Here is a 20,231-nt window from a genome sequence, read left to right as displayed (position 1 = left end):
GACGCATCTCTGTCGGAATGGCCCCGGACCCACCGCTGAAAGCGACCGATAGTTCAGTCACCCGACGTACATGGCTCAAGCTGACCGGCATCGCCACCATGGGGTCCGTGTCGACGGCCGGGTGTCTGGACGCTCCCACTCCCGATCGGCTCGGACTCGGCTACGGTGGGACCCCCTGGCGACTCTCGGGCGGCATCCCGGCGGCGCTGCTGGCAGGAAACCCCCTCTCGCTGGTCGGGCCCAGCGACGGACTGGTGGGTCACTGGCCGCTCGACGGCACCAACGACACGATGGCGGACGTGGCGGGCGGCAACGACGGCGTCGTTCGCGGGAACCCCCAACTGGGTGTGGCGGGCGTGTACGACTCGACTGCCATCGAGTTCGGGGGGGCTCCCGACGAGTACGTCGAGGTCGCGAACGCGAGCGTCCTCGCGCCCGACGAACTCAGCTTCGGGGGCTGGTACCGGACCACCAGCGGCGAGAACGAACAGACGGTCGTCCAGAAGGCGGACTCCCGCTACGGCGACGAGGGGTACGCCATCGACGTCCAGACGCCGAACAGCCTCCGGGCCCACGTCGGCGTCGAGAGCGGACAGGCGACGGTCAACCCCTTCGGCGTCGCGACCCACGACGGCGAGTGGCACCACGTATTCTGTACGTGGGATGGGCAGGCGCTCGTCCTGTACCTCGACGGCGAGGAGGTCGACCGCGACACCTCACAGTCGGGCACAGTGGTGCACAGCGACCGGTCGTTGTACATCGGGTACGGCGACAACGGCTACTCCAGCTACTACGACATGGACGGGGCCGTCGACGACGTCCGTGTGTACAACCGAGCGATCGGAGGTGACGAGGTCGCGGCGCTGTACGCCGGTGTCGAGGAGTCGACACCGACGCCCACGCCAACTCCAACACCGACCGCAACGCCGACTGCGACGTCGACACCGACGCCGACACCGACACCTACTCCGACCGCAACGCCCACGGCAACGCCAACGCCCACTCCGACTGCAACACCGACGCCGACACCAACTGAGACACCGACACCGACACCAACTGCGACACCGACGCCGACACCAACTGCGACACCGACACCTACTCCGACCGCAACGCCCACGGCAACGCCAACGCCCACTCCGACTGCAACACCGACGCCAACGGACCCGTCGACACAGCCAGCGCCGGTGGCACGGTGGCAGTTCACGGAGACGAGCGGGACGACGGTGGCAGACAGCGCCGGGGGGAACGACGGGTTCCTCCGTGGCTCGCCGGCCCTCGACACAGATGGAGTGTTCGATACGTCGGGCATCGCCTTCGGCCCGAACGCGGACGACTACGTTGAGGTCCCCGATTCGGGGACGCTGACACCGACGGCGGCGCTCTCGTTTTGCGGCTGGTACCGCACGACGAGCGGTGACCGCGAGCAGACGGTCCTCCAGAAGGCGGACGCACGGTACGGTGAGGAAGGCTACGCCGTCGACGTCCAGAGCCGGACCCGCTTGCGTGCGCACCTCGGCGTCGAAAGCGGCCGCGCATCGGTAAACCCCCGCGGCGTCAAGACACACGACGGCCAGTGGCACCACGTCTGTTGCACCTGGGACGGCGAGGCGTTCGTCGTGTACCTCGACGGCGAGGAGGTCGACCGCGACACGTCCCAGTCGGGCGACGTCGTCCCGAGCGGCCGGTCGCTGTACATCGGCTACGGCGACAACGGCTACACCGCCTCCTACGACATGAACGGGACCGTCGACGACGTGCGTGTGTACGAGACGGCGCTGACGAGCGACGAAGTCGGTGCGATCGTCGCCGGGGCGACGACGGCGCCTACGCCGACTCCGACCCCGACCCCCACGCCGACAGCGACGCCGACGCCCACACCGAGTGAAACACCAACCGCGACACCGATCCCGAACGACGAGTTCGGGGAGAGTGGCTACGGCAGCCACGGCTACGGCGGCGTCGTCGACGGGAGCAACTAATGACAGACAACCACCAATACGAAACCCCTGCGTCCGGGACACTGGACTGGGACCAACCGCTGAACCGCAACTTCGAACGCATCGACACGGACGTCGAGATACGGGACACGGACGCCAACCGAACCAACTACGTTCCCAAGGTCGACGCGAAGTTCCTCGCGACCGACACCGGGAACGTCTATCTGGGCGACGGCAGTTCGTGGTCCCAGCTGGGAACGATCGGCTCGGGCGGCAGTTCCTCGGGTGACGGGTCCAGCGTCGCCTCGCTCATCCTCTCGGGCTACGTCGTCGCACTCGGACGGAACAACTCCGTCCCACAGTCGGTCGATCCTGAGACCACGTCGACGCCGATCCAAGACGCGCTCGACATCGTCGCCGCCGCCGGCGGCGGCGAGGTACGACTCCCGGCGGGGGTCGTCGAGGAGACGGGGCCGATCCGTCCGTACGAGGAGACCCAGATCATCGGGCTCGGAGTCGAACTCTCGAAGATCGCGATCACCGACCGGAACGCAGACGGCATCCTGTTCGACCGCGACTCCGGTGTGAGTCGGGTCAAGCTCGACGGATTTGCGCTGAACGGGCCGGCAGGCGGCCAGCCAACGGGCGTCGCGATCCACCACGCCAACAAGGACACGCAGGACCTGCACGTGGGGCGACTCGTCCTGTGGGGCTGGAACAACTCAGTGTATCGCGTCGACGAAGGGGTCGGTCCCTTCCAGTGTCGCCACGATCAGCTCACCATCTACGAGTGTGACGCGGGCGACCAGGACGGCCTGTTCGAGTTCCGGTCGTGGTACGGCCCGGCGAACTGGTTCGGCACCATCGCGGCGTATCCCAGCGCCACGGTCAGCGGCAAGAACACGACGGTGTTCTTCTCGCGCGGCGGCACGCAGACGGTCGATTACCTCACGATGGGCGGATCCGCAGGCGTCGCGATCCACCAGACGTGGGACAGCGTCATCGAGTTCGGAAACGTCCACTGGGAGCCGACGACGAACCCGACGTCCCCGCCCGCTATCGTCCGGCTGCTTGGTCACAGCACGGCGATCATCGACTCCGTCAAACACGTCACCGGCGTGGCCGACTACGTCTACGAACTGGGCTACGACAGCTACAACGCCAGGGGTCCCGGCCGGAAGATACTCGGACCCTACATCGAACTGGGGGCTGAAGCCGACATCACGAACACAGTCGTCAACCTCGCGTACCCGGCCGATCCCGCCCAACCGTCGCTGTACAACGGATCGCCCGAAGACGTGACTGTGACCCACTCCAAGGAGTCGACCGGCGGCCTGCGAGCACTCGGAACGGCCGGGACGGGGTTCTGACCCGGCGCTCCCGGTGGTGTTTAATTACGGTCTCGATGCAGTAAGCGACATCCAATGACGGACAACAGTTCACGGGGTCGCGGCGACACGTCGCGAGGCGCACCGCGTCCTCACGCCCGCTACCGGATCGATCCGGCGGTGGAGGCGATCAGACGCCGTCTCGCTTCCTCCACGCTCGTCGAGCGCGTGGCGTGGCACACAGGCGAGACTGTCCACAAGCGGGTACCGACCGGTCGGAGCCACCCCGACCCGGTCGACATGGGGGACCGATACGCCAGCGAGGCGGTCCCGGAGTACCCGATCGCGGCCGACCGAGCCCCGGAGCGGTTCGTGCCGGCCGGCGACATCAACCCCGTCTTGACCGCCGCCGACGTGACCGACTTCGGCCGTACTGACTGCGTGGCCGACCCGTTCCTGTTCGTCACCGCCGACGGCGACTGGCACATGTTCTTCGAGGTATACACACAGAATCGCCAGCCGTCGGCGGTCATCGGTCACGCCGAGAGTGCGGACGGCTACGACTGGCAGTACGACCGAGTCGTACTTGAGACGGACGAACACCTGTCGTACCCGTACGTTTTCAAGTGGGACGGAGACCACTACATGGTTCCAGACACCTGGGCAAAGGAACGAGGGCCTGCAGCAGTCACACTGTTCAAGGCTGCGTCGTTCCCCCACCAGTGGGAGCCGGTCGCCGAACTCGTCAGGCCGGCGACCCCGATACACGACTTCAGTCCGTTCCGCTGGGAGGGCCGTTGGTGGGCGATCGTCGGGGACGGCACGGATCTGTACGCGTACTACAGCGACGACCTCGAGGCGCCCGACTGGACGCCACACGAGGCGAACCCCGTCGTGCAGAATCGGCCGACAGCGGCTCGTCCGGGGGGTCGTCCGCTCGTCTTCTCCGACTACGTACTCGCGTTCTACCAGGACTGCGCGGACCGCTACGGCGAGCGCGTTCACGCGTACGAGATCACCGAGCTCACACCCGAGACGTACACCGACACTCGACGCGCGGATTCGCCCGTTCTCGACCCTGCTGGGGGGCTCGGCTGGAACAGCGGTGCGATCCACCAGGTTGACGCGTGGTACGACGGCGACGGCTACCTGTGTGCGGTCGACGGGAACGTCGGTCTCGGGTATCAGGTGGTGGGCATCCACCACTGGGCCATCGGCATCTACCGGGCTTAGGGGAGCTCCTGTGGAACGGGGTCGGCCGCGGTCAGTCCTTCGAGGAAGCCGATGCCGTAGAACCCGTACTGTGCGGCGAGCAGCACCGGGACGAACAGCGCCAGCGGGCTTCGCCGGTCGCGGTACACCTGCGCCGTCGCGTAGGCGCTGACGAGGAGATACGCGAGCGCCAACAGCGGGACGTAGCGGGCCCGCTGCGCCGTCAGATCGGCCAAGAAAGCGACCGCGCCGCCGCCGAGTGCCGCCGATGGGAGCGGGGAATACCACCGGATCAGCTTCCCGTGGCGCCGCTGGATGCGGGCCATCGAGTAGCCGTACGAGCGGGCTTTCTTCGTGAAAGACGCGATATCGGACGAGAGGTGGTGTGAAACCGCGATCTTCGGGTCGAAGAGAAACCGGAGGCCGGCCTCGCTCAATCGGAAGTGCAACTCCGCGTCCTCGCCGACGTTGATGTCGCCGTCGAAGCGATGCTTCTCGAGGACGGCAGCGTCATAGATCACGTTACAACACGCGACAGACCGAACCTCTCGGACCCGGTCGATCGCGTGCGACTGCGGCGATCCGCCGGATCCGAACACCGTCCCCTGGAGAGACCCGACCAGTTTCGCGAACGCCGGGTCGTCCGGGAACGGGCGATTCGGGCCGCCGATACCAGCGATGTGGTCGGCGGCGTCGACCATCCGGTCGACGAGGCTCCTGAGCCACGTCGCGGGAACCGCACAGTCGGAGTCGGTGAACGCGACGTACTCCGCGTCGACCACGTCGATGCCGTGGTTCCGGCACGCACCGATGGTCCCACCGTCGACGACGTGGAACTCCGCGTCGTACTCGGCGACGACTCGCTCGGTGTCGTCGCTGCTCCCGCCGTCGACGACGACTATCTCGTAGCGGTCGTCGGGGTAGGTCTGTGCGGCCAACGACGACAGCGTTTCACCGACGGTCGGCGCCGAGTTGTACGTGACGACGACAACAGAAACCAACGGATCGGGAGCGTCGCCGGCTTGCGCTTCGGTCACGGCCGACCGCTCGCGGCGTCCGTGAATAACCCCGTCGATAGCTCAGCCCGTCACGCGGCCTGCTGTGCCGAGTACCCGCAACCAGCCGGTGTTCGATCTGCCGGTCACGTCGACGTCGGCCGGACGGCCGAATAGAACGAGGGCCGGGCGCCGTCGAGTCGGCCGACACGTCGTCACCGTCCCCCAGCGCACAGCCGGCGGTCGTCGAGGCGAGTACGAGCGCCAGCCACGAGCGACGGGGACCCGACCCGTCGTCGCGTCCACCCGTGGGAGGCTTCCGGAGGAGAGACCCTGGGAGGTGTATCCTATCCCACGAGAGTAGAGCTGTAGACGATCACGTCGCCCCGGAAAGCATAACACAGGACTCCTTGTAGGTAGGATGAACGTACTATCCCGTCGCGTCGCGACGATCTCTCTCTCATGTCAGACGACGATACCTCCCGATCCGAGTCGCAGCCCTCCTACCGGGTTCTCGGGTGTGCGACCGAACACCCAAGTCACCTCTTCCCGGTCCGCACGCCGTTCAATCACCGTTCGTTCGACGCGCTCAACAGGACTGGTGTCGACCTCGACGTGGTCTCACCGACGCCGTACGCCCCGCCGATCGGCCCGTTCTCGGAGTACCGACACGTGCCGAAGACCGAGCGGTGGGGGTCGTACCAGGTACACTACCCCAGATTCCTCTACGCCCTGCCGAAACGATACTTCTATCATCTCTCCGGGAACTCGATGCAGAAACGGCTCACTCGGTACGTTGCCAAGACGTTCGAGACGCCCCACGACGTGGTTCAGACCTGTGGGTTCTACCTGGACGGGTACGGCGCGCTCGAGTACTGTCGACGCCACGACATACCGCTGGTCGCGCTGTCGCACGCCGGAGATCTGAAGAACTTCGACCGATTCAACGACACCGTCCAATCACACATCCGTGAGACGATCGACTACGCCTCGGCGGTCCTGACAGTGAGCGACGAACTGGCCGACGTCGCTCGCAGGTTCACGACCGCTAACAAGGTCACGACCCTCCCTATCGGCGAGGACCCCGAGAAGTACCCGACCGACCGGCGCGAGGAGATCCGTGCGGAGTTGGGTATCGACCCGGACACGAAACTGCTGTTGTACGTCGGTCGCTTCGAGAAGGAGAAGGGCGTCGAGGAGCTCGTCTCGGCGCTCGAAGACTTAGACCGCGAGGACGTGAGCGTCGCCGCCGCCGGTCACGGCGGCGCGTTACGGTGGTGGTTCCTCGACCGACTGGGGAAACTGCCCCACCCGGCCCACGCGTACTGGGAGCTGGACCCCATCGCCGTCCGACGACTCCACGTCGCGGCGGACCTGCTCGTCCTCCCGAGTCACTTCGAGGCGCGGCCGACGGTCATCTACGAGGCGATGGCCGCCCAGACGCCCGTGCTCGCGTCGAACGTCGGCGGGATCCCGGAGATGGTCGTCGACGGGGAGACGGGGATACTGACCCCGCCTCACGACGCCGAGGCGCTGACCGAGGTGCTGGACTGCCTTCTCGACGACCCCGAGCGTCTGCGAACGATGGGCGCGGCGGGGCTGCAACGACTGATCGACAACGAGTGGACGTGGACCCGTCACGCCGAGCGGATGACCGAGATTCACCGGAGGGTCATCGATGCCTGAGGTCAGCGTCGTCGTCCCGGCGTACCAGCGGGGCGACATGGTGGGTCGGGCTATCGACAGCGCGCTCGCCCAGACACTCGACGACATCGAAGTCATCGTCGTCGACGACGGAAGCGACGACGATACCGAGGCCGTCGTCACGGGGTACGACGACGACCGCGTGCGATATGTCGCTCACGAGACGAACCGCGGCGTGAGCGCCGCCCGCAACACCGGCCTCGCCGCGGCGACGGGCGAGTACGTCGCGTTCCTCGACTCCGACGACGAGTGGCTCCCGCGAAAACTCGAGCGACAGCTCTCGGTGCTGGCGGACCGCGGTGAGGGGTGGGTGGGCGCGTACTGCGGGGTGGCGACCTGCGGGCTCTCGCCACTTGGCCGGCTCGCGAGTGTGGTCTCCGAACGGTTCTTCCGGTCGGCCGCGCCGCGCGAGGGCGGCCGGGAACTGGCCGAGGCGCTGTTGTCGATGCAGGTGTTCATGGGGCCCGGGTCGACGCTGCTGGTCGAACGCGACGTGTTGAACGCGACCGGCGGGTTCGACGAGGGACTGTCCCTGTACGAGGACTGGGACCTCGTCTTACGGGTGCTCGCGGTCGGGAAACTGGCGTACGTCGACGAGCCGCTGGCGGTAACCCACTTCACCGGCAACGCCCCGGCGAAGGCCTGTGTCGTGAACGACCGGCGCTTTCTGGAACGCAACGCCGCTCTTGTTGCCGACCTGGAGGCACGCGGCGTGCGGGTCGAGCGGATCCACCGGATGGGGCTGGTCGGTCACTTCCTCGCCGAGGGTCGATTCGGCGAGGCCGCCGAGTATCTCGATGCAGCGACGCTCGCCGAACCGAAGAACCTCGCCCGAGTGGCCTTCTGGTCGGTGCTCGGTGTTCGAGCCCTTCTGAGGGGCGACCGATGAGCGACCCCTACGACGTGTTGGCCTGTTGCATCCACCATCAGAGTCACCCGTTCCAGGTTCGCTCTCCGTTCAACCATCGTTCGTTCGACGCCATCAACCGCACCCACGCGGACCTCGACGTGGTCGTGCCGACGCCGTTCGCCGCGCCGGTCGGCCCGTTCTCGGAGTACTCGCGAGTTCCCGAGACCGAACGGTGGGGGACCTACGTGGCCCACTACCCGCGGTTTCTGTACATGATCCCGAAGCAGTACTTCTACCACGTCTCCGGAGACTCTCTGCAGAAACGCGTTCCTCGCTATATCGAGAAAACGTTCGAGACGCCACACGACGTGGTCCACACCTCCGACATCTATCTCGACGGATACGGGCTGCTCCCGTACTGCCGGAAGCACGATCTGCCGATCGTGGTCACGAGCAACGCCGTCGACCTTCACAACTTCGACTCCTTCAATCAGCAGGCCCAACGGCGGATCCGCGAGACCATCGACTACGCCTCCCGTATTCTCGTCGTCAGCGACGAACTGGCCGCTGTCGCCCGGCGGTTCGCCCCCGAAGAGAAAGTCCAGACGGTCCCCATCGGCGAGGACCCATCGAAGTTCCCCACCGACCGACGCACCGAGATCCGGGCGGAACTGGGTATTGACCCCGACACGAAACTGCTGTTGTACGTGGGGGCCTTCACCGAACAGAAGGGCGTGAAGGAACTGGTCGAGTCGGTCGACGCGCTCGAACGGGACGACGTGCTGCTCGTCACCGTCGGCCACGAGGGCGACCTGCGCTGGTGGCTGCTGGACGAGCTCGGCGAACTCTCTCACCCCGCCCGGTCGCAGTGGCGACTCGACCCGATAGCGTTGCGACGCTGGCAGGTCGCCGCCGACGTCGTTGTCCACCCCAGTTGGACGGAGGGCAGGCCGACGGTCATCTACGAGGCGATGGCCTCGAAGACTCCCGTCGTTGCATCCGAAGTGGGCGGCATCCCCGAGATGGTCGTCGACGGCGAGACGGGCGTCCTGACCCCGCCGAGAGACCCGGCGACGCTGACCCGCGTGCTGGACGAATTGCTGGACGATCCGGAGCGACTGCGGGCGATGGGTGCGGCGGGGCACCAACGCCTCCTCGATCAGAACTGGACGTGGAGCGCACACGCGGAGCGGGTGACGGACATCCACGAGGCGGTGATGGCCGAATGGTGACCGTCTCGGTGGTCATCCCCTACAGCGAACGCTTCACGCCTCCGGAGATGCTCGAAGAGGCGAAAGAGACCGTGGCCGCACAGACCGTCGACACCGACCTGGTCGTCGTCGACGACGTCGACACCGGCCCGGCCGACGCCCGGAACGTGGGATTGGAGCGTGCCGACTCCCGATACGTCGCTTTCCTGGACGCCGACGACCTCTGGAAACCCGACAAACTCGAGCGCCAACTCGACCGGATGGCCGACACCGGTGCCGGGTTCTGTCTGGAGGGCGAATCGATGTCGCTCGACGAGTTCGTCTACCGCGTTATGCTGAACGAGTTGACGTCGTTCACCTCTTCGATGGTGGTCGACACCGACCGCGTGTCAGCCACCTTCGAGTCGGGACTGAACCGCGACGAGGACCGACTCTACGCCCTCGAGGCGGCGACACAGGCTGGTGTCTGTTTCTGTCGGGACCTCTTCGTCCGCCGTCGCCACGACCGAAGCATGATGGCTACCGGCATCGAAGTCGACGAGTACGTGGAGGCGTGTACGGAGTTCGCGTATCTCGCTGACCAGCGGGTTCCGGCGGCTCATCCGTACCTGAGCATCTACTACGTGCAAGCGTTCACGACCGCCGGACTCGCGCTCCGGAGGGAAGGGGAGCACGACCGGGCCGTCTCGTATCTCGTGCGAGCGCTCCGCATCTCCCCACACCCGTACACGCTCTGGCATCTCCTGTTGACGCTCTTGTCTCGCGCTCTGCCGATAGGTCCAACACAGTGATCGGAACCGACCGAACTGTACTGGGCGCGGATACGACTGGTCGTGACCCGACCGGAACCGTGGACCGGACGAGTGGCGGGCGTGTCGTCTCTGGCGACTGTCCGGGGAGTCGTTCGCGTCTCGTTCGCACGGACTATCGGAACGGGCGCGAAGCTGTCGACGGACTCCGGGGGCGTCCGTGAACCGAGACAAACCGGCTCCCGTTCGACCGCTCGCGGGGTCGGTGATCCCGCGACAGTTGAACTTCGCGCGGGCCGGCGGCCTCCTCTTGGCGCTGGAGATCGTCGGCGTCGTCATCGGGTTCGGCTCGACGGTGTACTTCGCGACGACGCTGGGTGCCGCGGCGTTGGGGGTGTTCTTCCTGTTCGAGGCGGCGCTGGGAACACTCGGAACGTTCGGGGATTTCGGGATTAACGGCGCGATCGAGAAACGCATCAGCGAGGGACGCGAGCCCGGGTCCGTCCTCAGCGCGGGCCTCCTCCTGAAAGGCGCGCTGGTGCTCGGACTGACCGCCGTCGTCGTCCCGTTCCGCCAAGCGATCAACGCCTACGTCGGCGCGGTCGTGGTCGGTCCGTTGCTGGTGGCGTTGGTACTGTCCCAACTGGCGGTGCTCTCTATCCACGTTATGCGGGCGGAACTGCGAGCCGACGAGACGGCGATCCTCCAGTTTCTGCGTCTGGTGACGTACGTCGCGGTGTCGGTCGCGCTGATCCGGTTCGGTGCCGGCCCGATGGCGCTCGTCTACGGCCTCATCGCCGGCTACCTCGTCTTGCTCGCCGGGGGCGTGCGACGGACCTCGACGGTGCCCGCCCGTCCATCGATCCGACACGTCCGGACCCTGGTCGACTACGCGAAGTTCAACGGGATCTGGGGACTGGGCGGACAGGCATACAACACGATGGACATCCTGGTCATCGGGCTGTTCCTCACGAGCGCCGACGTGGCGGCGTACGAACTGGCCTGGCGCGTGACGCTGATGACCGGGATCGTGGGCGGCGTCGTCGCTAACACCGTCTTCGCCCAGATGAGCGCGTGGGACGCCGCCGGACAGCGTGATCGCATCGCGCCGACAGTCCGAGACGGACTGTTGGCGTCGTTGGTGCTCGTCGTTCCCTCCTTCGTCGGCGTCGCGTTGCTCTCTGAGGAGATTCTCGGGTTCGTCTTCGGGCCGGAGTTCGTCATCGCCGCAGCCGCGTTCGTCGTTCTGATGGGCGAGAAGTTGGTCGCTGCGGTGAACAACGTCTTCGACGCGACGGTTCGGGCGGTCGATCGGCCGGACATCGGTGCCTACGCGACCGTCGCGTCGCTGGCGTTGAACATCGTGTTGAACATCCTGTTGGTTCCTCGATACGGACTCGTCGGGGCCGGGCTCGCGACGGGCCTCTCGATGGCGATCAACACGGTCGTCCTCGGCGGGTTCCTCCGCCGTCTTGTCCCGATCGAGTTCCCCGTCCGGGAGGTCGGGTGGTGTGTCGCGGCGGCCGGACTGATGGGCGTTGCGGTCGTCGCAGCGGGGACAGTGCTTCCGGCGACGCTGGCCGGACTCGTCGGGCGGATACTCCTCGGAGGGGCCGTCTATGGGGCGGTGGTGCTCGCCTCACCGAGCATCCGGGCGAAGTTCTTCAGCGCCGTCGGTCAGTTCGGTGGCTGAATCGCGAGTGCGAACCGAAACCACCGGTCTGCCAGCGAGTCGCAGGTGTGACGATGTGTGATCCAGCCGGCAGGTCCGGCGTCTTCGGTGCCGTGGCGGAGGTCCGGCCGTGTGCCGAGAAGACGGTGGACGAAGGCCCGAGATGGCGAGCGCTGAGGCGACGTCGAACCGCCGTTCGAACGCCGGAGTCACCGCCGCCGCAAGCATCGAGAATGGTGCGGGTGAACTACCCGCCGGGCGTCGTCACGGTGGTGTTGGCTCCGTAGACCCCCGTGTGGCCGTCCTCGCTGTAGTAGATCCGAACATGTTCATTAGTGTACACTTTGTCGACGGTGGTGTCGGTTCGCTCGAAGGTGTCGTCACCGACGGCCAATCGGCCGAGCCCCCCGCGCCGGATGGCATCACCCAGTGCGACGATGTGGTCGGTCCAGCTGTCGCGCACGACGAGGAACGGCGCGTCGGTGCGCAACCCCCCGGGCTCGGCCTGGATCCGAGCGGTCGCGTTGAATCGATACGTCTCGAAGGCCCGGTTGGTTATCTTGTCGGTGGCAACCGGTTCCTCGACAGACCGCTCGATGAACGCCGCGGTCGTCCCGACAGCACGGTATTGGTCGTCGCTCATCGACACTTGTTCGCGGGGTTCGTCGAGGTACACGCCGGAGACGTCGTCGGCGGCGAGAACTGTGAAGCCCGTCGCGCCACCCATCGCCGCGACGAGGAGGACAGCCGCAGCGGCGTAGCGCCGGTCGACGGACAGCACGCGCCCCAGACCCACGGCGACCGGGAAAATGGCCACGAGCGTCACGACGAACTTCAGCCGTTCTATCTGTGGGATCGAGATCGGGACCGGGATGAGGAGGGCGGACAGTCCCAGTCCGGTGACGGTCAGCGTGAATCCACGCCTGTACGTCCCGAGGTGGTCGATCAGTTCGTACCCAGCGAGCAGCAGGATCGAGCTGAGTCCGACGGCGTAGATGCCCGTCGCGGTCGACAGCCACTCGAAGGCGCGACCGACAGTGTCGGCCGGCAGTGTCGCTCCGTACGTGTACAGCTGTTCGGCGGGCGCGACGGCCACGTCGAACAACACGCCGAGGGTCAGTTGAACGATCCCTACGGTGATGAGACTGGGCGAGTACGACCAGTACGCGAGCAGAAACACCCCGCCGACCACACCGGGGAACAGCCAGCGGTACCGGAACCATCGGTAGCTGTGGGCCTGTGGCTCGTCGAACAGATACGGCCGGGCGAGCGCTACCGGGACGGCGGCGACGGCGACCACGGCGAAGAGGAGGTACGTCAGGTGGTGGGTGATGGTCATCGTCGCAACGAGGCCGATGACGAAGACAGAGAGTCGCCGAAACGCACGCTCGTCGGCCACGTAGCGTAGGTGACTGTTGACGAAGAGGGCAACGAGGACGAGGATGCTCGCCAGCGCCTGCGGGTAGAAGTACACCGCGTGATAGGAGAAGAACTCGAGCACCGTGACGGATAGTGCGGCCAGGAGTCCGAGTCGCCGAGAGCCGAACACGGACCGACCGAGCAGGTATGCGAGCGGGACGACGAGCGTGAACAACCCGATGCCGGTCAACACGAGCGCGTCGTAGCTCTGCAGACCCGTCGCGTACCGCACGGTTCCGACGAGGAGGTGAAAGACGGGGTAGAGGTCGTACCCGTGGGGGATCGCCGCCCAGTAGCGTACCCGAACCAGTGTGTCGACTGCGGCGACGTGAGCGAACGTATCGGTGCCGCCGAAGTACACGTCGGTCGTGAGGTACTTGCCGAGTCGGCTAGCCAGAAAGAGCCCGCCGAGTTGTGTCAGTACCGCGGGAACCGACGGCTCGGCCCTGAGCTGCAGCGCGACCAGCCCCAGTCCGAGCGTGAGGACGACCGCGAACACGATCACTCGGCTTCCTATCAGTGCGGTCGCGATGACACCGCTGCCCGCCAGCACGAGGACGCCCTTCGTGACGAGCCTCGGTGGAAGCCGCCGTGAGACCGTCTGGCGTTCGCCCATCGACCCCACGAATAGGAGCGCGGCGACGACGGCTCCTCCGAGCGTGAATCCGGCACGCACCAACGTTGGTTGCGGGAGCAGGCCGAGCACGCCCGCAGCCAACAGACCGACAGCAAGCAGTAGACAGACACCGAGCGGAAGCGCCAGTAAACGGCGTTCACGAGTGAGAGCGCTCATAACCAGTCGTTGCTGTCTCCTCAGGTGGAGGTATCAAAAGCGTTGAGTCTCGTAGACGTGGGACGGATCGGCCAGACGAGAGTCACTCGTCTGAGACGACGTGGTCTGTGTGTAAGCTTATTGGTCTACTACCCGAGAGAACGGTGTGTACAATCGACGGACTGCACTGCGGATGAGCGGTGCAGCACTGGCCGGCGGGTTGGCCGGCTGTGGCAGCGCGGGGCCGGAGCCGACAGACACGCCGGACCCAACGGAGACGCCGGACCCAACGGAGACACCGGCGAACAGGACTGTCGATATGACCGATGAACTCAAATTCGAACCCAAGACGCTGACGGTCACCGTTGGCGACACCGTCGACTGGGCGACGACCGGCGCGGTCGCTCACAGCGTCACCGCTTACGAGGACGACGTTCCCGACGGCGCGGCGTACTTCGCTTCGGGCGGGTTCGACAGCGAACCCGCCGCCCGACAGGCGTATCCGGAGGGGAGCGTCGGACCCGACGAGGGGTACAGTCACACGTTCGAGACGGTCGGGGAGTTCCCCTACTTCTGTATCCCCCACGAATCGGGGATGACCGGGACGATCATCGTCGAGTCAGCGTAGATACTCGCGGAGCCCGTCGGCGAGCGTGACGGTCGGTTCGTACCCCAGCCGGTCGACGATCTTGTCGATATCGGCCACGCTGTGGCGGATGTCTCCCTCGCGGGCATCGACGTGGGTGATCTCGGCGTCCGGCGCGACCTCGTCACGGATCAGTTCGGCCACCCGATTGATCGACGCCCGCGTCCCGGTGCCGACGTTGAACGCCTCCCCGGTGGCGTCGGTGGTCGCCGCGAGCAGGTTCGCTTGGACGACGTCCGCGATATTGACGAAGTCACGGGTCTGTTCGCCGTCACCGTGGACGGTCACTGGACCGCCGGCCCGTGCCTGTTCGGCGAACGCGGAGATCGCACCCGCGTACTCGCCGCCCGACTGGCGCGGCCCGTAGACGTTGAAGTACCGCAGGGCGACGGTTGGGAGGTCGTACAGTTCGTTGTAGAGCCGACAGTAGTGGTCGCCCGAGAGCTTCTCCAGTCCGTACGGTGAGGAGGGCTGTTTGGGAGCCGTCTCCGAGATCGGCATCGACTCCGGAGCCCCGTAGATCGCCGCACTCGAGGCGAACACCACACGGGCGTCCTCCCGGCGAGCGGCTTCCAGCACCGCGAGCGTCCCCTCGGTGTTGATCGAGTGGCTCGCGGTCGGGTCGTCGACGGACCGGGCGACGCTGACGAGCGCGGCCTCGTGAAACACGATGTCGACACCCGCGACTGCGTCGGCCAGTGCGTCCTCGTCGCGGATGTCCTCCTCGATGACCGTCGCGGCGTCGGGAGGGTTCGCGTTCCCGCCGCCAGAGCGGTTGTCGAGGATCCGCACGTCGTTGTCCGGACAGAGTGCATCGGCGATGTGGCTCCCGATGAACCCCGCACCGCCCGTCACCAGAACTGTTTGTCCGGACACAGGCTGACTCATGGACGTCCGTCGTCTGGGGTCGACAAATAGCCGCTGGTGGTCGCTACGATCGGTGTGTGTCCCACCACGGCGCACGGGAGAAGTGGACGAGGAAGGCGACACCGACGGTCGCAGCAGCCGTGAACAGAACCAGCGTCGAGGTCGTAACTTCGAGTCCGTCGACGAAACCGCCGAAGCCGACGAAGTCGTCGTACGGGTAGGGCGGTAGTATCGGCCACAGGAGGAAGGTGAACTCCTCCGTGCGCCAGTAGTAGACGGCGGCGTACGTGTCCCCGACGAGATGCGTGAGATACCCGAACCCGAACGCGAATCCGATCCCTGGATGACGGCGGTACCACGCAATCGCGACGACGACGGCAGTTAGCGGGATCGCAAACAGCAGCGAGTGGCCCAGCGAGCGTCCCGATGGAACCGCGTTGAACCACCACGCCAACGGCTTGTCGATGACGTCGGCGAACTGTGTCCCGACGACCACGGCGATCAGTTCGGCTCTCGACAGACGTCGTCCAAACAGGAGCACGATCGCGAGGAGGAGGATGTAGCCGAACGCGGCGTGCGTCCACGGGAGCATCTAGCAGACGGACAGGCCAAGCGCGTGTAAAGGCCCCGCTATCAGTTCCGGTGCCGTTATGCTCCGATGTGCCGTCGGGTCGTTCGATGGCTACCCCACGCCAGCGATCGTTCCTGTTGTGGCAGGCCGGCTGGATGCTACTCGGCATCGCGCTACTCGCGAGTGTGGGTCGACTGGCAGGTGACCTGGTGTTCGTGGTTTCGTTCGCCGGACTCGTCGTCGTGACGGCGTTGACCGAACCGATCCACGCGAGCGTCGACTGGCGTTGGCGCCTGCGCTGGCCGCTGGCAGTCGGGGGACTCGTCTTCGCCGTCTTCGTCGGTCTCCGCACGTTCGAGAAGTTCGTCGGCTCCCTATGACCACCGATAGGTGACCACGAGGACTCCGTCCTCGACGCTGGCGTCGACGGTTATTGGGGTGTCGAGGTGTCGGACGAGCGCGACACCGACGAGCGAGACGACGGGGTGGTCGAACAGCTCCTCCGTCCCGACGCGACTTCCGACGACAGTGACTACCACTTCCTCGTCGGCCGTCGTCGCGCTCACATGGCCGGCGAGCTCGAGCTCGTTGACTACGACGTCGACGAGCACCGAGAGGCGTTCGCTCAGGGCTCCCTCGCCGGCATCCGTATCGACGGTGGCCAGCAGTCGTTCGCCGATGGGGTCGAACGTCTCCCCGTCGACGGCGAGCGAGACGCCGTCGTCCTCGTCCGGGAGGTACCGGTGTTCACCCGTCGGGGTCCGTCGTCGGGTGTTGCGGGCCAACGTGGTGTAGACCTCCGTCGTCACCGCCGCCGACACTGTCGGTTCGGTGAAGACGAACCGAAACAACAGCGCGAGGAACAGGGCCGTCCCACCCCACGCGACCAACAGCCCCCGGAGTTCGGGAACCGCGAATCCGGCTGCGACGAGGAGCACACCGAGCCCCGTGAACACCGCGGTCGGTGCCCGGGTCCCGATTCGGTCTCGGAGGCGACCGCCCGCGGCGACCTCGGGCTCACTCATCCCCGACCACCGACCGAGCGACTGGATACTGTTGTCATACTATCGTTGTGTGTTCCGAGAGATCAGCGGGGTTCATCCGTGTTCAGTCGTTTCATTGTCGGGTGGCCGTTCAGCACGTGCATCATCAGCGCCATAATACACACCAAGAGACCGCCGAGCGTACACGCGACGGCGCCCACGAGCGGGAAGAAGGACAGCGCCCCGGTCTCCACGTACTGGACGAACAGCCACGTCACGGAAGCGATTCCCACCAGCCAGGTCACGGCGCCGGGTGCCCCAAGAACGAGCATCGGTCGGCCGTACTCCACGGTCCAGAGGATGTTCCGAAGGAGGTCCAGCCCGTGGGAGAACGAGCCCTGGGAACTGGCGTTGGCGACCTCGTACGAGATCGTCGTCTCGATCTCGGCGATACTGAACCGATTCCGGTGTGCGTGATAGAGGATGTCGGTGCTCGCACCCATGTTGTTCCCGATCGCCCGATCCGACGCGAGCGAGCGCGTCGCGGCGCGACTGTAGGCGCGATAGCCGCTCTGGGTGTCCCGAATGAACCCGCTCGGACGCAGTTTCCCGAGACTGGCGTTCGTGAGGTTGTTGATAACACCCAACCCGATAGCGCGCACGAACGGGATACGCGTCGTCCGCTTGCCGACGTATCGGCTCCCGATGACGATATCGGTCCCGTCGCGCCGCTGTGTTTCGACGAGGAGGGGGATATCCGCCGGGTCGTGTTGCCCGTCGGCGTCGATGACGACGAGATGGGCCGAATCGCGCTGTGCACCTTCCCTGAAGAGGGTCTTGAGTGCACCGCCGTACCCGCGATTTCGCTCGTGAACGACCACCGTCGCGCCGGCCGCCCGCGCGCGTTCGGCCGTCTCGTCCCGACTCCCGTCGTCGACGACGACGACCTCGTCTGCGTACGGGAGCGCGCTCTCGACCACCGGGCCGATGCTGTCGGCGGCGTTGTACGCCGGGATCCCGACGATCACAGTCGGCGTGTCGGAGGACTGGTTCCAGCACTCGGGGATCGCGACGACCTCGTAGTCGGCGTGTTCGAACGCCATCGCCGTCCGTTCGTAGTCGATACGGGGGCACTCTCGCGTCTGCAACACGATACCCGGGAGCCCCAGTTCCCTGGCGGCCTCTGACAGTACTCGGTGGAGTTGTGTCGTCGAGACGTCCCCGGAGGGTGGTGACACGACGATCGCCCCGAGTGTCTTCAGGATGTCCAGCGTCTCCGTGTCCTCCGGATCGTCGATACCCCGAGTAGTGACGACCGCGGTGTGACCGCGGCGACTCGCTCGGAGGACGGTCCGAACGACGGCGTCCTGATTGCTCGCCGTGAGAACGGCACCGATAGCGACGTCGGCGAGCGCGTACGTCGTCGGCGCCACCGGCGTCGTGACCGTCGGGAGGGTCGTCGTGTCCGTCGCGGACACCGTCTCGGTCGACATCGCGAGCGGTCTCGTGGTCCCGTCGGTCCCGGTCCACTCGACCGTGACAGACTCGCCGTCGGCAGCGTCGCCGTCGATAGGTGTGACCTCGGCCGTCGGCTCAGGCAGACTCGTGTCGGCGGGCCCGTGGACGCGGAAGCCGAACCGTGCCTCGGCCCGCGGTCCGACGGTGTACGTCACCGTCACCGTTCCGTCGGTGTACTCGTCCGGCTGCCGAACAGGTCCGACTTGGAGTGTGTGTGACGACGGGATGGGCTGTTCGAACACGACTCGGACCGGGTCAGGAGCCGACGCCCCGACCGAGACGATGACCAGTCGGCTGTCGTCGCCGAGTTCGACGACAGTCCGAGACACTGGCAGGGTCGACTGCCCTTCTTCGACGATAGTATTAGAGATTGTCAATAATCGGCCTCCTTCCAACGGATGTCTACTCCTTGTAGGTCGATTCGACGTAAATAGATATTGAATAGAACGGTATCGTACCGAGATACGAGTATGTCGCGTTCACGCTGACTCGGGAGCCGAAGGTGCCAGTACAAGTGCCGCTCCAGTTGACACCGGTTATGATGTCCACTGCAGGGGCCGTCCGTATCCGCGTGGTTTAATCATCCGCCCTCTGAGAAGCCGCTATGCCAGTTGCCGGGGACGATGAGAGCGCGGTGCCACCGGCGGACTTGCTCGCGGTCGGCGCGGGAGTCGCAGTGGCACTCGCCGTCGTGTTCACGCCGCTTGGTGAGTGGCGGCCGCTCGCTCTCGTAGTCGGCCTCCCGTTCGTTCTGTTGGTTCCCGGGTACGCGCTCGTCTCCGCCGTGTTCCCGCGAGCGGACGAGACGAAGCCGGCTGAGGGGGGAGGCTGGCTGTCGCGCTTGGTGTTGAGTGTCGCCGGGAGCGTCATGGCGGTCACCGTCGTCGGCGTCGCGCTCGAGTTCACCGTCTGGGGATTTCAGCGGGAAGCTGTCGTCGGGCTGCTGGCGGCGTTGACGCTGGCTGCGGCGGTGGTTGCGTGGTACCGGCGGCGACAGGTCAGTCCCGATGCCCGCGCAGGAGCGAGCGTCTCGGCGGTTCGAGATCGGGCTCACACTGCGGTCGCCGGTGACGGTCCGGTTGGCGTCGTCCTGACGCTGCTCGTCGTCGCTGTGGCGGTTGGTGGCGTCGCGGTCGTCGTCGCGGATACGACATCTTCCGGAACGGCCACCGAGTTCTACATCCTCGGAGAAACCGAATCCGGAGAGTTGGTCGCCGGCAACTATCCGAGGAACCTGACCGTCGGTGAGCGGGCAACAGTGGGAATCGGCGTCGGCACGACTCGGCTGAACGGGTTCGACGGCTCCGTCGTCGCCTCGCTCGAACGCGTCTCGGTCGACAGCGAGACAGCGACCGTCACGGAGTCACGACAGCTAGGGTCGTTCGAGGTCTCCGTGGCATCGGGGAAAACCGTTGTTAGACGCCACACCATCCAGCCACAGATGGTCGGCGAACGTCTTCGATTGACCTACCGCCTCTACGAGCGCGGATCGGAGTCGCCGTTCCGCCGCATCCAGATCTGGCTCAGAGTGCGTCCGCAGCCGTGACCGGATCGGCCTCGGTTCCGTAGTGACGGGGGTTCGTCCAGATCGCTGACGCTCCGAATACGGGGAATCTCGGTATGTCGTGTTCTTCCAAACGCTGAGACAGAGGAGAACGATGTGCTGGTGGAGTGTGTAGTGTCGTTTTGAGAACTTCGAGGAATTGCGGGCGACACCCCCTTGAGCCAAGTGGACTGCCTACTCGACGAACCGGAGTAACCGCGACTTCGCCGGGGACCGCATCTGGTCAAACTCCC

Annotated in this window: 17 protein-coding genes and 1 pseudogene; 11 read left to right on the top strand and 7 right to left on the bottom strand. The window is 66.0% G+C overall.

All coding sequences use genetic code 11. The features are described from left to right. Positions 1-17: 17 nt before the first annotated feature. The 3 genes from P0R32_RS06375 (at position 18) to P0R32_RS06365 (ending at position 4,498) form a co-directional block, all read left to right on the top strand. Positions 18-1,979, top strand: coding sequence for a LamG domain-containing protein (locus P0R32_RS06375; RefSeq protein ID WP_276239115.1), 1,962 nt, complete (start codon positions 18-20; stop codon positions 1,977-1,979). Beyond that, positions 1,979-3,307, top strand: coding sequence for a hypothetical protein (locus P0R32_RS06370; RefSeq protein ID WP_276239114.1), 1,329 nt, complete (start codon positions 1,979-1,981; stop codon positions 3,305-3,307). Before P0R32_RS06375 ends, P0R32_RS06370 begins: the two co-directional genes overlap by 1 nt. Before the next feature lie 258 nt (positions 3,308-3,565). Beyond that, positions 3,566-4,498, top strand: coding sequence for a glucosamine inositolphosphorylceramide transferase family protein (locus P0R32_RS06365; protein ID WP_276239113.1), 933 nt, complete (start codon positions 3,566-3,568; stop codon positions 4,496-4,498). Here the strand turns inward: P0R32_RS06365 and P0R32_RS06360 are convergent. Beyond that, on the bottom strand, positions 4,495-5,514 hold the full coding sequence (locus P0R32_RS06360) for a glycosyltransferase (RefSeq protein ID WP_276239112.1): 1,020 nt from the start codon (positions 5,512-5,514) through the stop codon (positions 4,495-4,497). The genes P0R32_RS06365 and P0R32_RS06360 overlap by 4 nt on opposite strands. A gap of 420 nt (positions 5,515-5,934) precedes the next feature. Between P0R32_RS06360 and P0R32_RS06355 the strand changes: the two genes are divergently transcribed. The 5 genes from P0R32_RS06355 (at position 5,935) to P0R32_RS06335 (ending at position 11,679) form a co-directional block, all read left to right on the top strand. Next, positions 5,935-7,158, top strand: coding sequence for a glycosyltransferase family 4 protein (locus P0R32_RS06355; RefSeq protein ID WP_276239111.1), 1,224 nt, complete (start codon positions 5,935-5,937; stop codon positions 7,156-7,158). Beyond that, positions 7,151-8,065 carry a glycosyltransferase family 2 protein gene (locus P0R32_RS06350; protein WP_276239110.1) on the top strand — a complete coding sequence of 305 codons (915 nt, stop codon included), beginning with the start codon at positions 7,151-7,153 and terminating at the stop codon, positions 8,063-8,065. The genes P0R32_RS06355 and P0R32_RS06350 overlap by 8 nt, the downstream gene beginning before the upstream one ends. Further along, positions 8,062-9,258, top strand: coding sequence for a glycosyltransferase family 4 protein (locus tag P0R32_RS06345; RefSeq protein WP_276239109.1), 1,197 nt, complete (start codon positions 8,062-8,064; stop codon positions 9,256-9,258). Before P0R32_RS06350 ends, P0R32_RS06345 begins: the two co-directional genes overlap by 4 nt. Next, positions 9,252-10,028, top strand: coding sequence for a glycosyltransferase family 2 protein (locus tag P0R32_RS06340; RefSeq protein WP_276239108.1), 777 nt, complete (start codon positions 9,252-9,254; stop codon positions 10,026-10,028). The genes P0R32_RS06345 and P0R32_RS06340 overlap by 7 nt, the downstream gene beginning before the upstream one ends. Positions 10,029-10,206: 178 nt before the next feature. After that, positions 10,207-11,679 carry an oligosaccharide flippase family protein gene (locus tag P0R32_RS06335; protein ID WP_276239107.1) on the top strand — a complete coding sequence of 491 codons (1,473 nt, stop codon included), beginning with the start codon at positions 10,207-10,209 and terminating at the stop codon, positions 11,677-11,679. 226 nt (positions 11,680-11,905) lie between these two features. Here P0R32_RS06335 and P0R32_RS06330 read toward each other — a convergent pair whose 3' ends face one another. Next, positions 11,906-13,870, bottom strand: a complete 1,965-nt coding sequence (locus tag P0R32_RS06330) for a hypothetical protein (protein ID WP_276239106.1) — start codon at positions 13,868-13,870, stop codon at positions 11,906-11,908. A 298-nt stretch (positions 13,871-14,168) separates the two neighbouring features. Between P0R32_RS06330 and P0R32_RS06325 the strand changes: the two genes are divergently transcribed. Next, complete coding sequence (locus P0R32_RS06325; RefSeq protein ID WP_276239105.1) at positions 14,169-14,477, top strand: plastocyanin/azurin family copper-binding protein; 309 nt, start codon at positions 14,169-14,171, stop codon at positions 14,475-14,477. Here the strand turns inward: P0R32_RS06325 and P0R32_RS06320 are convergent. Together P0R32_RS06320 and P0R32_RS06315 are read right to left on the bottom strand one after the other, a co-directional pair. Continuing rightward, positions 14,469-15,383, bottom strand: coding sequence for an NAD-dependent epimerase/dehydratase family protein (locus tag P0R32_RS06320; protein WP_276239104.1), 915 nt, complete (start codon positions 15,381-15,383; stop codon positions 14,469-14,471). The two genes, P0R32_RS06325 and P0R32_RS06320, sit on opposite strands and share 9 nt — an antisense overlap. Before the next feature lie 43 nt (positions 15,384-15,426). Then, entirely contained in the window at positions 15,427-15,954 is a 528-nt protein-coding gene (locus P0R32_RS06315) for a metal-dependent hydrolase (protein WP_276239103.1), read from the bottom strand. A gap of 86 nt (positions 15,955-16,040) precedes the next feature. Between P0R32_RS06315 and P0R32_RS06310 the strand changes: the two genes are divergently transcribed. Then, on the top strand, positions 16,041-16,313 hold the full coding sequence (locus P0R32_RS06310; protein ID WP_276239102.1) for a DUF8044 family membrane protein: 273 nt from the start codon (positions 16,041-16,043) through the stop codon (positions 16,311-16,313). On the opposite strand, the gene P0R32_RS06305 is transcribed toward P0R32_RS06310, so the two are convergent. Next, positions 16,308-16,958, bottom strand: coding sequence for a DUF7982 domain-containing protein (locus P0R32_RS06305; RefSeq protein WP_276239101.1), 651 nt, complete (start codon positions 16,956-16,958; stop codon positions 16,308-16,310). The two genes, P0R32_RS06310 and P0R32_RS06305, sit on opposite strands and share 6 nt — an antisense overlap. 62 nt (positions 16,959-17,020) lie before the next feature. After that, positions 17,021-18,763, bottom strand: a complete 1,743-nt coding sequence (locus P0R32_RS06300; protein ID WP_276239100.1) for a glycosyltransferase family 2 protein — start codon at positions 18,761-18,763, stop codon at positions 17,021-17,023. Between the two features lie 275 nt (positions 18,764-19,038). Here P0R32_RS06300 and P0R32_RS06295 point away from each other — a divergent pair, with 275 nt between their 5' ends. After that, a complete protein-coding gene (locus P0R32_RS06295; RefSeq protein ID WP_276239099.1) occupies positions 19,039-19,980 on the top strand; it encodes a DUF8471 domain-containing protein in 942 nt (313 codons plus the stop codon). 23 nt (positions 19,981-20,003) lie between these two features. Here P0R32_RS06295 and P0R32_RS06290 read toward each other — a convergent pair. Continuing rightward, a pseudogene (locus P0R32_RS06290) lies at positions 20,004-20,163 on the bottom strand (IS5/IS1182 family transposase); the annotation flags it as partial. Between the last annotated feature and the right edge of the window lie 68 nt (positions 20,164-20,231).

Origin of the sequence: Halobaculum marinum (genome assembly GCF_029338555.1) — an archaeon.
Classification (GTDB): Archaea; Halobacteriota; Halobacteria; order Halobacteriales; family Haloferacaceae; genus Halobaculum; species Halobaculum marinum.
Note: the sequence above shows the minus strand (reverse complement) of the source record. Positions and strands in the feature narration are given on the sequence as shown.